Here is a 15,762-nt window from a genome sequence, read left to right as displayed (position 1 = left end):
AAATAATGGTCGGAATTCTATCACTTCTTTACAAGGCTTATTTTTTCCTCCTTTTTACGGTTACTCTTGTTTTATTTTATCCGTTTTTTTGGGTTACTCTGGTTCCTGAAAACAAAAATTTTCGTCTGGCATTTCAACTTAAGAGAATTTGGGCTCGGGTTCTTTTTTACGGTAGCTTTAATAGAGTTAGGGTAGAAGGTGCGTTTCCACAAGGGCAGGGGCCATTTATTATAACGCCCAACCACAGCTCCTACTTCGATATAATAGTATCCTACGTTGTTTTTACAGAACCTTTTCTTTTTATGGGAAAAGCCGAGCTTTTAAAGTGGCCTTTGTTTAATATCTTTTTTAAATACATGGATATTGCTGTCTTCCGTCAAGACCCGGTTAAGGCCGCTCGGTCTATGGTTAAGGCACGGGTTTCGGTACGAGAGGGCAACTCCTTGGTGATATTCCCCGAAGGAACCATAAGCAAAATTGCACCTCGATTAAGGGGGTTCAAACCGGGTGCTTTTAAAATTGCAGCGGACACCAATTCACCTATTGTTCCAGTTACATTTGTTGGAAACCATAAGGTTATTAACGTAAATTCGTGGACTGCTTTATCAAGGCCTGGAAAAGTTAAGGTTTGCATTCACGATAGTATATCGCCGAAATCCTTCGAAAAGGAGGAACTGCGGGAGCTTTCCGAAGCCATTAAGCACAAAATAGAATCTAAGTTGTATGGAAGTTAATGAAGCTTTAATCGATCGTTTATCCGAGTTATCTAAATTGGAATTTTCTACAGATGACAAGGGAAAGATGGTAAAAGACCTTAATAAAATGTTGGAGTTTGTAGATAAACTTAACGAGGTTGATACCGAGGGTGTGGAACCACTGCTGTTCATGAACGAAGATGTAAATCAGTGGAGAGCAGACGAGGAAAAACCCGCATTAGGGCAAAAGGAGGCATTAAAAAATGCTCCTCTTTCCGATAGTGACTACTTTAAGGTACCTAAAGTAATCGACAACAAATAGTTCGAGCTTTACTCCTTTTTCTACAAAGAATTAAACTAAAATCCGGGTAGCGTTTTTAAAATCCAACACGATCCGGATTTTATCATTATTTAGGCATCCATTTTGATTAATTTTAGTCTTAACAGAAAATTAACATTCAGGAATGTCCGTTCGCATAATCCCCTTTATAGCCGCCCTATTTCTTGGTATTTCCTCCGTTACCTACGCCCAAAGTAATAATGGGTGTAATAATTTGGACTTTGAATCGGGAAATTTCACCAATTGGACCGGAAGAGTTGGCTGTCCCGATCGGGGATTTAATATTTCTCACGACCCACCATGTGCTAATAACCAGTTTAATATAGACTCCAGAAATGGTGTGGATGGAATGCTTTCCCAACATGAAATTATTACTCCAGGATTTAATGGGGGATCAGACCCTCGAGTTGCGGCATTAGGAATGACCTCACCTCTACGTGGCGGAACAGGTGGTTTTGTGGCAAGGGTAGGAGATTATGAAGGTAACCCTTCGGGATCTGGAGTCTCGGGGACTGGAGTGGCTCAAGCCGCAGAAATTTCATATGAAATAGATGTAGATTCCTCTAATATTATTATCCAAGTGGCTTATGCTATTGTGCTGGAGAGACCCAGCGGTCATGGGCTTGATGAATTACCTTATTTCAGTTTAAATGTTATCGATCCAACCAATAAAAAAGTGCCTTGTATGCAATACGAGGTGGTGGGTAGATCGGGCATTGACGGGTTTAAATCATCTGGGTCTTATGTTTGGAAAGACTGGACCATTGCCTCACTTTATCTTGGAGACTACTTTGGAAAGAAGGTTAAAATTCAAATACAAACCTCTGATTGTTATTTAGAAGCCCACGCCGGTTGGGGTTATGTGGATGCGCTTTGTGGAAAGGCCGAAATGTTGGCTAGCAACGATACCATTTGCCCAGGAGAGCAGGTTAAGCTTTTTGCTCCCGAGGGGATGAATAACTACAAATGGTACTACGTCTCGAAAGAAGATTACGAGACAAACAGAGCCTATTGGGATAACATTGCACCCGGGAATTTTGGTTCATCGGGAGCCTCCACAGCGGAAATAACACCTTTAAATACCGTAAATGGCGCTGGAGTTCCTGTTGTGGGACAACAAGCTTTGGCGTCTGTACCAGGGCATTATTTTGTAGAAATGGAACCTTTCTCTACCACAAATTCCAAGTGTCCATTTAGAATGCGCAAGCAAATTTATAGCTACCCCCTTCCAAAACCTGGATTTTCTTTTGTAGAGCCCCTTTGTCAAGGACAAGAAATTGTTCTCTTAGACACTACCAGAGGATTTACAACGCTAGAGTCGTATAAATTCTATCCCGATCCAACTCGTGTAGATACCGTTTTGGATAGTTCGTTTACCGATACTGTCGCTTGGTTGTGGGATACGGTTATTACGGGTAACCCAAAATTTATAAGTAAATACTATCGCTTTGACCCTGTTCTAGGCGATTACATTTTGGTGGATGACAGTGTTAGAAGAGTACCTAATTCCTACATTCCAAAAGACAATATCATAGATACATCGGGTCAGGTAACTATTGGGTTGCTGCATATTAATACCGATGGATGTCAGGCTATTAGTTTTGTGGATTTAAACATTCTTCCCAAAGACACCATTTTGTTCGAAGATCCCGGGATTTTATGTTCCAACGAGGACCCGGTTCAACTTCAGGTAAACCCAAAAGACGGTTCTTGGGATGGAACTGCTATTCGCTGGTGGGGCGATGCAATTACGGATTCATCCGGAACTTTTGATCCAAGCTATTACGAAGGTAATCCGGGCAATTATTGGGTGTACGTAAAGCAATTGCCATGTAACGAAACGGATTCGTTTCAAGTAAGGGTGCAAGATCCTGCCGATGCCTCTTTTCAAGGCCTTAGTTTTTTCTGTGAAAACCAGGGGTCGGTTCAATTTGTGCCGGTTAACCCCGGTGGTCAGTGGATAGGGAATTACATTTCCCCATCGGGATTATACAATGCCAGTGCAGCTCCGGCTGGCATAGATACGGTGATTTATAAAATTGGTGGAGCTTGCCCAGATTCCACCATTCAGCTTATCGAAGTAATTAAACGCCCCGTTTTTCAATTCGATAATCCGGGTGCTCAGTGCAACGTAGATCAGGTAGTTTACCTCAATATGCAACCCGCTGGGGGAACTTGGTCGGGTGCAGGAATTATAGATCCTGCTGCAGGAGCTTGGAACCCTTCAGTTGCTGGTTTAGGAAATCACCAGATTACTTATGCTTATGAAGCATGGGCAAGCGATGGCTCTGGTTTTTGTCCTTATGATACTACGGTGGAATTAAGTGTAATTCAAAATCCAGTTGCTACTTTCCAGGCACCAGATACCGTTTGTAACGATGGCGGCCCCGTTACCCTATATCCCACCGATGCTGGGGGTAAGTGGAGAGGTCAGGGAATAAAAGACCCGAATAAACCCATCTTTACTCCAACCAATTTAAATGAAGGCCTGCATAAAGTGGTTTACGAGTTTACTGGAACTTGCGCCGCAGCTGATTCTGTAGAAATTTATGTTGGGGTACGCCCAATTTTCGACTTAACCCCTGCCGGTCCTTTTTGTAATGCCGATACGGTTTACACCCTTGAAAATGATTATCCTGGTGGGAAATGGAATGGACCTGGAATTGTGGACGAGGATAATGGTGGATTTAACCCTTCGGTTGCTGGAGTTGGAACCCATACGGTTTCCTATACAGTTAACGCGGTTTGTCCATTAACAAAATCCATGCAAATAGAGGTTACCTCTAAGCCTCAAATTAATATTGATAATACCAATGCTTCGCTGTGCGATACGGATGGAACCATACGCCTAACCGCAGCACCAAGTGGAGGCGGCTGGTCTGGAACGGGCTTAACCAATGTTGGTGGCGATTACTATTTCGATCCTGCTTTAGCGGGAGAAGGAACCCATAAGATAATGTACCGCGTATCGGGAATATGCGGAGGTTTAGACTCGGTAATTTATACGGTGGTACAATACAAACGAGCTGATATTGTCCCTATTTCAGCACTTTGTAACAACTCCGGTGAGGTGCAAGTTTTTGCAAGTCCTGCGGGAGGAAATATATCTGGTACTGGAATTGAAGTTAGAGGAAATGACTTTTTCTTTAAACCAAGTGTGGCAGGACCCGGAACCCATCAAATTAGATACGAGTTTACCGGGCTTTGTCCAAGCGATTCTACCATTGAAATTACAGTGGCCAGTCCTATTGTGATTAATTCGCTTACCGTAAATCCTGTTACCTGTAATAATGGAGTGGATGGAGGTATTCAAATTAATCATCAAGGTGGGTTGGGAAGTCTGAGTTTCCAGTACACCCCAGCTCCCTCTTCTGGAGCCAACACGGCAAATCCAAGTGGTTTTAGTGCTGGGCAGGTACAAATTAGAATAACGGATAGTATTGGCTGCTTTATTGATACTTTGGCTCAAATTACTCAGCCACCAGCCCTTCAGTTTTCAATGAATACCAATAATGAGAATTGTGGTTCTGGTGATGGTGATGCCCAAGTTGTAAACCCTCAAGGGGGTGTGCCTCCCTACAGTTATATATGGAGTAATGGAGAAACTACGTCTTCAGTATCAGGGTTAAGTGCAGGAAACTATACGGTTACTCTAACCGACGATAATGGTTGTAGCTTAAGTCAGAATTTCACCATTACCAGTTCGCCCCAACCCGATTTTTCATTGAACGGGGCCGATATTACTTGTAATGGATTTAACGATGGTACTTTAACGGTTAGTAATATTCAAGATGTGAGTGGAAATGTAAACCACTTCCTAAATGGGGTGCAGCAATCGAACTCAACGGCTGCCAATTTATCGCCCGGAACTTACACTTGGAGAATAGAAGATGCAGTTGGATGCGCAAATCAAAAAACACTGACTTTATCTGAGCCAAGTTCAGTTAGAGTTAACATTCCGTATGATAAAGATACCATTTGCATAAACGATCAAAAACAAATTAATGGAGCTGCAATGGGTGGAAACGGGGCGCCATATCAGTACAAGTGGTATACAGACACTAGCACGGAAAGTACATCTTCCCAGCTTAGCTATTCCAATCCAACTAATTATTATTTTACAGCTTGGGATAGAGATAACTGTCCAGCAGATACTACCTTGCTTGAGGTTGCCACACGAAGTCTTTTGAGCTTGTCGGCAGAGGGTACACCCAGAACGATTTGCTCGGGAGAATACGTCAATTTTACGGCAACAGCCTCTGGTGGAAATGGTAATTATACCTTCATTTGGCGCGATGAATCTGGTGCCCAAATTGGAACCGGACCCGAGTTGAGACATCAGCTGTATGGAGATGTTTATAATACCAGAATTGTGGAGGTAGAGCTAAGCGATGGTTGTTCTCCAAACGTTACAGAACAAATCACTGTAAGCTTTCATCCCCTTCCGGTGGTAAAACCGATTTTTACAGATGGTTGTGAGCCATTTTCAACCATGTTAACAGATACCGCTCAAGAAAATCAAACTTGGAATTGGGTGCTAAAAAAGCCGGGGATGAAGGACAAAATAATGAGTGGAAACAACGCAACAGTTTCCAATTTGCCCGCTGGTAATTACAATGCAGAAATAGAAACCTTTAACAAGTATGGTTGTAGAAATGTGCAGCTTATAAAGTATGTAATTATTTCGCATCCACTTCCGAATGCGACAATAAAATGGTCGCCAAGCAGCCCGGATATTAATTCTGGTGTGGTAAATGTTTATAACCTCGATAATGCCAACATCTCTAATTGGAACTGGCAGGTTACAAATAGCAGGGATGTAATCGATGAACACTTTTTTAACAAAAAAACGGCCACCTATGTAGTAGGTGACGATTCTACCACCCTAGATGTAAACTTAAGGGTTGCTACTCCTTTTGGTTGTCTTGATAGTGCCTCGGCAAGAATAAAAATCAGGTTAGCCCACGATATTTTTGTCCCCAATGGATTTACACCAAATGGGGATGGTGCAAACGATGAGTTTAAACCAGTTGTCTTTAATGTAAGAGATGAAGGCTACAAAATGATGGTATTTAATCGTTGGGGAGAAATGATATTCCAATCCGACGACATAAACCGAGGCTGGGATGGTAGATATTTAGGTGAAATTGTAAAACCTGGAGTTTACGTTTGGCGTATTCAATATTTGGATGAAAACGGCGATGAAAAGTTTATTAACGGTCGAGTAAATCTCATACGTTAACGTTGAATTGCTATTGGTAATCTAAGAAATTGATTATGAGTAACTTTGTAACATTGCCGATTAAGCTTTTTTACCTTTACCTCAATGGAGCCAATCAAACAAAATATGTTGCGTTGCGCGCTAGCCATGTGGCTTGCGATGATATGCAATATGCTTTGGGCTCAATGCGGTAATATTTCTTTTGAAGCCGGTAATTTTTCAGGTTGGAAAGGTCAGGTAGGATGTGTTACCGACCAAATATCAATCGATATGTCCTGCCCCGAGGCCAGGAATGGAATCGATCCGCAGGGGGGGCAAAATACCCAGCAAGGCCAGCACGCTATTCTTACCAAAACGTTTAATAACGGTAAGGACCCATTGGTTCCTATGATTGCCATGCGTAGCCCCTTGGCAGGTGGTTATATAGCAAGACTGGGAGACTACAGAGCCACCACCGTAATTGAGGCTTATGCCCGTGGAGCCTCTTTAGAATACGAGTATCAAGTAACGGAGCTCAACGCCCTTATTACCCTTTATTTCGCCATCGTACTGCAGGATCCGCAGGATCATGCTTACGGAGAAAGGCCATTTTTTTCGGTGGATATTATCGATCCAGATGGTAATGAGGTGCCTTGTATACAATATGTAGTGGCGGCTCAACCTGGAGTGCCAGGGTTCTCCAAATACCAAGATTATTTTTACCGCGATTGGACGCCTGTTTCTATAAACCTTCAGCAATACAAGGGGAAAACGGTGAAATTAAAGGTGCTGACTTCCGATTGTGGTCAAGAGGCGCATTTGGGATATGCATACATCGATGCCACCTGCCAAGAACCTAAAATTTCTAGTGCCAAGGACGTCATTTGCCCTGGAGAAGAATTAACATTAAACGCACCTCCCGGAATGAAATCCTATGCTTGGAAAAGGTTAGAGGGTGGAAGCTTTATCATTGGCACGGATGAAAATTTGGTAATCAATACACCGGGGACTTACCAATGTGAAATGGTTCCTTTCTCAACTTCAAATAGTTCCTGTCCATTTACCCTTACCAAAAAGATAGATCCTCCTCGAGGAACGATTAATCCTTCTTTAAAAATTGATCCAACTGAAATCTGTCAGAACGATTTCATCGCAGTTTCAAATACAAGTGTGGTAAATGGAACCACTATAAATTATTTGGAGTGGCAGTTTGAGGGAAATACCATAGTTAACCAAAGTAATTTTAGTAGGAAGGGCACCGTATTGGGAACCAATAAGGTGGTTATGGAAATTACCGATGCAGATGGTTGTGTGTATAGGGACTCTTCGAGTTATGAGGTAGTTCCAGAACCTGATCCTAAAATAGTTCCTATAGGTCCATTTTGCTCTAATGATGACCCTGTGCCAGTTAATGTGTCTCCTTCTGGTGGAGTGCTGTCGGGGCCTGGACTTACAGGAAGTGCGCCAAACTATTTTTTCGACCCCAAACTAGCTGGTTGGGAAAGTTCTCCTCATTCCTTAACCTATTCCGTTACCAATGTTTGCACTCGATCATTTTCCTCTGAAGTAAGAGTTAATCGACAAAAGGATCCGACCCTCGATGAGGTGCCCACCTTATGTAACGATGACCCTGTTTATCAATTGACGGCTGTTGATGCTGGAGGAAGTTGGACGGGACCAGGGGTAAGTGGAAATGGAAGTTTCAATCCACAGGTGGCAGGACCCGGTACGCATACCATTTCCTATGGATTTGGTAACCCTTGCCCGGCATCAGATATGGTGGATATTACCGTGGTTAGAAGGAAAAATCCAGATGTTCAGCAACCTGGAAATTTCTGTTTAACCGATCCTCCATTCCAATTGGTGGCAGTTGAAAAAGGGGGTTCGTGGAGTGGACCAGGGATAAATCCCACTACTGGGGTTTTCAATCCTTCTCAAGCGGGTATTGGAGAACACATTATTGTACATTCATTCGCGGGCGTTTGCCCCTCCGAAAAGGTGTTGAAATTGCGTGTAATCAATAAGGCAAATGCTGATTTCACCGCCCCCTCGGAGATGTGTGAAAACGATGGCGAAGTAACACTTTCGACCGTTTCAGCTTCGGGAACGTTCTCGGGAAATGGTATTTTTTCGGGGAATAAATTTAGTCCCCAAATTGCTGGACCTGGTGAACACGAAATAACCTATCTCATAAAGGGAAATTGTGGCGATACCGTTAAAAAGATCATTACGGTTCATCCATATTTCAATCCCACTATAAGTCCTGTCTCTGTGGTTTGTAGTGATAGAGGAGCATTTAATTTAAGTGCATCAAGTTCGGGTGGTACCTGGGTAGGGCCTGGGATAATAGACAGCCAAAACGGAACCTTTAATCCCGCTAATGCAGGAGTAGGGCAACATCAAATTATTTATCGATTTGATGGAAAATGTCCCTCGGCAGACACCATACAAATCGAAGTGCGGAGAAGGAAAAATGCAAATTTCACTTTGCCGACCAAAGTTTGTTCAGAAGATGACCCATTGGTTTTGGTAGCAAATGAGGCCGGAGGTGTCTGGAGTGGTCCGGGCGTTTCAAATGGAAAATTCGACCCTCAAGTTGCAGGGGTTGGAACACACACTATAAGCTACAACCTAGATGGTTTATGTGGAGATTTTCAATCGAGAACTATAACCGTATTTCAACAAAACGACGCCCAAATAATAGGACCACAAACCGTTTGTATATTGGAAGACCCAGTTCAAATGCAATCGAAAAACAGCGGTGGTGTTTGGTCGGGAACGGGTGTCTCTAATAGTGGTGTTTTCGATCCGAAATTGGCGGGGGAAGGTGAACATCCACTTTATTACGAATTTCAGAATAACTGCCCAGATAAGGACACTATTTTGGTAAGGGTAACCAGCAAATTAGATGCGAGTATCCAACCCATAGAAATGCTTTGTAACGACACAGGATTAATAAGCTTAAGCGCCGTTGATGTGGGTGGGGTTTGGTCTGGAGATGGAATAGTAAATGCCCAAAATGGTATTCTAGATCCTGCTTTGGTTACTGGAGATACTGCCCACATAAAATATACCATAGGAGGGCTCTGTGGAGATACGGGTCAAATTGCAATTCCCATTTTTCAGCGGGTTGATGCGAGCATAAAAAATTCGCCCGGTTCATACTGTTTTGGCGCTCCAAACGATACTTTATCAACCAACTCAGGAGGGGGAGTATGGTCTGGTATGGCAGTCGATAATAACGGTGTTTTGGAGGTTCAATCGCTTGCTCCCAATCTTTACACGGTTTATTACGAAATCGATGCGGCTTGCCCGGACAAAGACTCTCTGAAATTTAGGGTTCTAGAGCCGGTTTCCTTGTTTAATTTCCAAATTGATAGTGCGAAGTGTTTTAAAACCTGCGATGGGCAAGCACTATTTCAGGCAACGGGGGGGACAGACCTCGGGTTTTCTTATTTGTTGGATTCCACCTTGAGCAGTAGTTCTGGTAATTTTCCAGCCCTTTGTACGGGAACTTATCGCCTCGATATTTCAGATAATTTAGGCTGTACCTTTGATACCCTTTTTTTTATTGGTGAGCCCGATTCGCTCTATGCAACCTACCAAATTGAAAGCGAAAAATGTAACCAACAAAATGGTGGGGCATTAATTAATAATATCATTGGAGGCACGGCGCCCTACTCTGTTTCCTGGAGCGATGGAAGTAGTGGGAATCAGAATTTAAATTTATCCACTGGAAACCACAGTTTTACCCTAACCGATGCCAAAGGTTGTACCTTTTCAGCTTCCTTTTTTGTTCCAGAAATTCAAGGTCCAACTTTACATTTTTCGGTAGACTCCGTATCCTGTTTTGGTTTTTCAGATGGGGTTATTTATATCGACTCTATTACTGGTGGAACAGGTCCTTTTCAAGTTCAGGGGCCAACCACATTCCAAAACAACCAATTTCAGGGTTTAAAAGCAGGTAATTATTCCATCCAAGCAGAAGATGTTGATGGATGTATAGCGAGTGCACAAGTAATGGTTGCTGAGCCCTCAAAAGTGGAGGCAGTCTCAAATTTGGACTTCGATTTTTGCGATGGTCAAACCTTTGCCTTTTTCCCAGCGGTTACGGGTGGAAATGGAGCTCCATACCAGGTAGAATTTCCGGATTTTGGCGTAATCAATGATACCCTGCGAACGGATAGTTCATTGTCATCTTATTTTTGGATATACGATAGTAAGGGATGTCGATCGGATAGCACCTTGTTCCGTTTAAACAAGCTTCCCGCATTGGAGGTAGAAATTTCAGGGAATTCGAAATTATGCCCCAATACCAGCGATAGTTACCTCGCCAGCGCAGGTGGAGGTATTCCCAACGATTACCAATTTATTTGGTTGGATAGTATTGTTGCCAACCCTCTTAATTTCCAGTTCGATAATAGTGGGAAAGATTTTAAGTTGTTTGTTCGCCTAGAGGATAAATGCTCCACACCAGCTTTTGATACTTTGGATATTTCATTTTTTGAACCGGCCCAAGCTGGATTCAATCTTTCGCCTTCACCAACTAAAGGTTGTGAGCCCCTAATAGCAATTTTGACCGACACTTCGGTAAATACAACTAGCTCTTTGTTTTTCTTAAACGGATCACCTACAAAGGCTGGAGAATTAAAATTGTGGAATGGAAATTACAGCATCAAGCAAAGTGTGGTTTCACCAGATGGCTGTAAAGACGAGATTGACAGTACTAATGCGATAGAGGTGTATCCTATTCCAAGGTTAAGTTTAAGCTTAGACCCGGAAATTCCCACTGAATTAAACGGTCCGTATCAATTCTTTTACAACAGTAGTACCCCAATTTCCCGTCAAAACTGGATATTGTATAATCAGGAAAATGGTGATACCATCGCAGTTAGCGCCACAGATATTTTGACCTATAATTTGGATTTAATGCCAGGATACTTTGGAGTAAAAGTGGCTGTTGAAAGTAACTTTGGTTGTCCAGCTCAACTGTCTACAACCTTCGAGGTAATCCCCGAAACTAGGCTCTTTGTTCCCAATGCATTTACGCCAGAAAATAAGGATGGTAAAAATGATGTTTTCCTTATTCTGGGTGAAAATTTAGATAGGGAAACGCTTTACTTGGAGATATTTAATAGGTGGGGAGAAGTAGTGTATAAAAGCCACGATCCTCTCGCAAATCCTTGGGACGGTACCCTTCTGGATACTGGACAGGAATTACCTGGAGGTATATATGGTTGGAGGCTAATAATAAGCGACCCGATAGAACTTAAAAAAGTCCGTACCGGGTCGGTTCATTTGATAAGATAAAACGCGGATTAGGCGTTCATCAACTCTTCTATTTCTTCTGCTTCAATTGGAATATTTCCCATCAGGTCGTCGTAACCGTCTTTGGAAATCAAGATGTCGTTTTCTAGCCTTACTCCTAAATTTTCCTCTGGGATATAAATTCCAGGTTCCACCGTGAATACATTACCAACGTTAATTGGGTCGGACCATGAACCGACATCGTGAACATCTAAACCGATGTAGTGAGAGGTACCATGCATAAAGTACTTTTTGTATGCTGGCCATTCAGGGTTTTGGTTTTTAATGTCCGTTTTGTCAAGCAGTTTAAGGTCTAATAACTGTGCCTCCATCATTTTACCCACCTCTTTGTGATATTCTGGAAGGGTAATTCCCGGTCTAAGAATATTCATAGCATCGCGTTGCACCTTTAAAACGGCATTGTAAACCGCTTTTTGGCGGTCTGTAAATCTTCCGTTTACAGGAATGGTTCTACTCATGTCGGAAGCGTAATTGGCATATTCTGCTCCAACGTCTAAAAGAATTAGATCTCCGTCATTACAAGCGCCTTTATTTTCAATGTAGTGCAGAACACAAGCATTAGCTCCAGAGGCAATAATCGGGGTATATGCAAATCCTCTGGATCTATTTCGTAGGAATTCATGCATTAATTCCGCCTCGATCTCATATTCCATTACCCCTGGTTTTACAAAGGATAACAACCTTCTAAACCCTTTCTCGGTAATGTTGCAGGCCTTGCGCATCAACTCAACTTCTCGGTCTTCTTTTTTAGCTCTAAGGTCGTGCATAATAGGAGCCGCCCTTAGGACATTGTGAAGTGGGAATTTTTTAATTAGCTCTTTATTTAATCGCTCTTCGCGAGTTTCAACCTCGGTAGCAGCCCTAAGATGCTCGTTGCTGTTGAGATAAATTGAGCTAGCAGAGAAAGCCAGTTGTTTAATTTTAGCATCAAAGTCTTTGGTCCAGACTACGGTTTCTACACCCGTTTGCTCGGTAGCACTGTCTTTATCCAATTTTTCACCTTCCCAAACGGCTATATGTTCGTTAGTTTCTCTTACAAAAAGAACCTCTCTAAGGGCAGGGTCTGGTGCGTCGGGGAACAAAACAAGGATGGTTTCCTCTTGATCTACTCCACACAAGTAGAAAAGATCGTTGTTCTGACGAAAAGGTAGTGTACCATCGGCATTGGTCGGAAGAATGTCGTTGCTGAAAAAAACCGCAATACTCTTGGGTTCCATTTTAGCCATAAATTTCTTCCGATTCTTAATAAATAGGTCCTTACCTATGTTTTCGTACCTCATAATATTTCTTGCATTTTTTGAAGATTCACAAACATACGAACTAGGTGTTAGTTCTGGATAAATTGGAGTGAACAATACCTTGAAATGAAGGTTAAAAAAGCCAAAGAGTAGTAGGTTTAATTAAATAGATAGAATCTAAATAAAGGTGCAATTTGAAACGGAAGTCTTTGCCGTGTACTTTTGTTGCCTCTAAATAATATTTAGTTTATGGCTAAATCAGGTTTACTGAACTCATCGGTAGGAAGAAAAATCGCAATGGCGCTTTCGGCCTTATTCCTTATCATCTTTTTATTGCAACACTTAACCATCAACTTTACTTCGGTATTGAGTGCGGATGTGTTTAACGAGCTATCTCATTTCATGGGGACGAATTTTATTGTCCAGTTCGTTATGCAGCCCATCTTAATTATTGGTGTGGTGTTTCACTTTGTAATGGGTTTCATCCTAGAGGCTCGCAATAAAAGTGCAAGAAGCAACAAGTATGCGTATAACAACGCAAAGGCAAATTCTGCTTGGGCTTCTAGAAACATGTTAATTACAGGTGTGGTAATCTTGTTATTCTTGGGTCTGCACTTTTACGATTTCTGGATTCCAGAAATTGCAACGAAGTATGTAGCTGGAGATACCTCTGGATTAATGGAGGGTACAGATCAGTTTAGATACTTCGAAGAGTTACAGCATAAATTTGTAAGTCCAACCAGAACGGGATTGTACTGCTTGGCTTTCATCGCATTAATATTCCACCTACAGCATGGATTTGCATCTGCTTTCCAGTCTGTTGGTGTAAACAATAACAAATACACCCCTGGGATTAAGGCTTTTGGAAAAATCTATTCCATTGTAGTTCCTTTAGGATTTGTGGTTGTAGCACTATATCACCATTTTTCTCATTTCTCCCACTAAAATTTTATTTGTATGTCTGTATTAGATTCTAAAATACCTTCAGGAAATTTAGCTGACAAATGGAAAAGTCATAAGGCCAATGTGCCATTGGTTTCTCCTGCTAACAAAAGACTTATTGATGTAATTGTAGTGGGTACTGGATTAGCTGGTGCTTCTGCTGCAGCATCCCTAGCGGAACTTGGGTACAATGTAAAGGCATTTTGTTTCCAAGATTCTGCCCGTAGAGCACACTCCATTGCTGCTCAAGGTGGTATTAACGCCGCTAAAAATTACCAAAACGACGGGGATTCTGTTTTCCGTTTGTTTTACGATACCATAAAGGGTGGTGATTACCGTTCTCGCGAAGCCAATGTTCACCGTTTGGCAGAGGTTTCTGCTAACATTATCGATCAGTGCGTTGCGCAAGGTGTCCCTTTCGCAAGAGAATACGGTGGATTATTAGATAACCGTTCTTTTGGAGGGGTTCAGGTATCCCGTACTTTCTACGCCAAAGGACAAACTGGACAGCAATTATTATTAGGTGCTTATTCTGCACTTTCTCGCCAAGTAGGTAAAGGGAAAGTAAAGATGTATAGCCGTCATGAGATGTTAGATCTTGTAATGGTGGATGGAAAAGCACGTGGAATTATTGCTAGAAACCTTATTACAGGAGAAATTGAGCGTCATGGAGCGCATGCTGTAATTCTAGCAACGGGTGGATATGGAAATGTATTTTTCCTTTCTACCAATGCTATGGGTTCTAACGTTACTGCTGCTTGGAAAGCACACAAGAAAGGGGCCTACTTCGCTAACCCATGTTTTACTCAAATCCACCCAACCTGTATTCCAGTTTCTGGTGATTACCAATCTAAGCTTACGCTTATGTCGGAGTCGCTGCGTAACGATGGAAGAATTTGGGTGCCGAAAAAGAAGGAAGATGCCGAAGCTATCCGAGCTGGAAAGCTAAAGCCTACCGATATTAAAGAAGAAGATAGAGATTACTACTTAGAGCGTAGATATCCTTCTTTTGGAAACTTGGTTCCTAGAGACGTTGCCTCAAGAGCTGCTAAAGAAAGATGCGATGCCGGATTTGGTGTAAACGCCACTGGACAAGCCGTATTTTTAGATTTTGCTTCAGCAATTGAGCGTTACGGAAAAACGGAAGCGAACGTTCAAGGATTAAAAAATCCAGACCACGGAACCATTATCAAACTAGGTAAAGATATCGTTGAGAAGAAGTACGGGAACCTATTCCAGATGTACGAAAAAATTACCGACGATAATCCTTACGAAACCCCAATGAAAATATTCCCAGCGGTTCACTATACCATGGGTGGAATTTGGGTAGACTACAACCTAATGACAACCATCCCTGGATGTTTTGCATTAGGAGAAGCAAACTTCTCAGATCACGGAGCTAACCGTTTAGGAGCTTCTGCACTAATGCAAGGTTTAGCAGATGGATACTTTGTTATTCCTTACACTATTGGTGAGTATTTATCTCAGGACATTAGAACAGGTGCTATTTCAACTGAAACTCCTGAGTTTGATGAAGCTGAAAAGCAAGTTAGAGATCGCATCTCCAAATTATTAAATAACAAAGGGTCTAAAACGGTTGATTACTTCCACAAAGAACTTGGAAAAATAATGTGGGATAAGTGCGGTATGGCAAGAAATGCCGAAGGACTTAAAACTGCAATCGAAGAAATTAGAGCCTTAAGAGCTGAATTCTGGAAGGATGTAAAAGTTCCAGGGACAGAAGATAGCTACAACCAAGAGCTTGAAAAAGCAGGTAGAGTTGCCGATTTCCTTGAGTTAGGTGAGTTGATGTGTAGAGATGCTCTTTCTAGAAACGAGAGCTGTGGTGGTCACTTTAGAGAAGAGTACCAAACAGAAGAGGGAGAAGCACTTAGAGACGACGAAAACTTCACTTTTGTGTCAGCATGGGAGTACAAAGGAGAAGAGGAGCCTGTGCTTCACAAAGAGCCTCTGGTATTTGAAAATGTAGAATTAAAACAACGTAGTTATAAATAAACC

7 protein-coding genes are annotated in these 15,762 nt (G+C 42.1%); 6 read left to right on the top strand and 1 reads right to left on the bottom strand.

Translation table 11 applies throughout. The features are described from left to right. Positions 1 to 5 precede the first annotated feature (5 nt). From FRX97_RS07205 to FRX97_RS07190, 4 genes are all read left to right on the top strand, one after another. A complete protein-coding gene (locus FRX97_RS07205; protein ID WP_170227066.1) occupies positions 6 to 734 on the top strand; it encodes a lysophospholipid acyltransferase family protein in 729 nt (242 codons plus the stop codon). After that, positions 724 to 1,017 (top strand): Asp-tRNA(Asn)/Glu-tRNA(Gln) amidotransferase subunit GatC, encoded by a 294-nt coding sequence (gene gatC, locus FRX97_RS07200; RefSeq protein ID WP_147014517.1) that lies wholly within the window; start codon positions 724 to 726, stop codon positions 1,015 to 1,017. The genes FRX97_RS07205 and gatC overlap by 11 nt, the downstream gene beginning before the upstream one ends. Before the next feature lie 142 nt (positions 1,018 to 1,159). After that, on the top strand, positions 1,160 to 6,277 hold the full coding sequence (locus FRX97_RS07195) for a gliding motility-associated C-terminal domain-containing protein (protein ID WP_147014516.1): 5,118 nt from the start codon (positions 1,160 to 1,162) through the stop codon (positions 6,275 to 6,277). Between the two features lie 84 nt (positions 6,278 to 6,361). Then, positions 6,362 to 11,545, top strand: coding sequence for a T9SS type B sorting domain-containing protein (locus FRX97_RS07190; RefSeq protein WP_147014515.1), 5,184 nt, complete (start codon positions 6,362 to 6,364; stop codon positions 11,543 to 11,545). A gap of 8 nt (positions 11,546 to 11,553) precedes the next feature. Here FRX97_RS07190 and FRX97_RS07185 read toward each other — a convergent pair whose 3' ends face one another. Beyond that, positions 11,554 to 12,843: an aminopeptidase P N-terminal domain-containing protein gene (locus tag FRX97_RS07185; protein ID WP_147014514.1), complete on the bottom strand. Its 1,290-nt coding sequence runs from the start codon at positions 12,841 to 12,843 to the stop codon at positions 11,554 to 11,556. Positions 12,844 to 13,050: 207 nt separating this feature from the next. On the opposite strand from FRX97_RS07185, the gene FRX97_RS07180 reads away from it, so the two are divergent. Together FRX97_RS07180 and FRX97_RS07175 are read left to right on the top strand one after the other, a co-directional pair. Beyond that, a complete protein-coding gene (locus tag FRX97_RS07180; RefSeq protein WP_147014513.1) occupies positions 13,051 to 13,746 on the top strand; it encodes a succinate dehydrogenase cytochrome b subunit in 696 nt (231 codons plus the stop codon). A 12-nt stretch (positions 13,747 to 13,758) separates the two neighbouring features. Continuing rightward, positions 13,759 to 15,759, top strand: a complete 2,001-nt coding sequence (locus tag FRX97_RS07175; RefSeq protein WP_147014512.1) for a fumarate reductase/succinate dehydrogenase flavoprotein subunit — start codon at positions 13,759 to 13,761, stop codon at positions 15,757 to 15,759. Positions 15,760 to 15,762 lie beyond the last annotated feature (3 nt).

Source organism: Luteibaculum oceani, assembly GCF_007995015.1.
GTDB lineage: Bacteria > Bacteroidota > Bacteroidia > Flavobacteriales_D > Luteibaculaceae > Luteibaculum > Luteibaculum oceani.
The sequence above is the reverse complement of the archived record's forward strand: the minus strand, read 5'-3'. Positions and strand labels throughout refer to the sequence as shown.

What these genes read in the sequence shown, in the direction of transcription:
- FRX97_RS07190 (WP_147014515.1), top strand. Translation starts at nt 6,362, where the DNA reads ATGGAGCCAATCAAACAAAATATGTTGCGTTGCGCGCTAGCCATGTGG.
- FRX97_RS07195 (WP_147014516.1), top strand. Translation starts at nt 1,160, where the DNA reads ATGTCCGTTCGCATAATCCCCTTTATAGCCGCCCTATTTCTTGGTATT.
- gatC (WP_147014517.1), top strand. Translation starts at nt 724, where the DNA reads ATGGAAGTTAATGAAGCTTTAATCGATCGTTTATCCGAGTTATCTAAA.
- FRX97_RS07180 (WP_147014513.1), top strand. Translation starts at nt 13,051, where the DNA reads ATGGCTAAATCAGGTTTACTGAACTCATCGGTAGGAAGAAAAATCGCA.
- FRX97_RS07175 (WP_147014512.1), top strand. Translation starts at nt 13,759, where the DNA reads ATGTCTGTATTAGATTCTAAAATACCTTCAGGAAATTTAGCTGACAAA.
- FRX97_RS07205 (WP_170227066.1), top strand. Translation starts at nt 6, where the DNA reads ATGGTCGGAATTCTATCACTTCTTTACAAGGCTTATTTTTTCCTCCTT.
- FRX97_RS07185 (WP_147014514.1), bottom strand. Translation starts at nt 12,843, where the DNA reads ATGAGGTACGAAAACATAGGTAAGGACCTATTTATTAAGAATCGGAAG.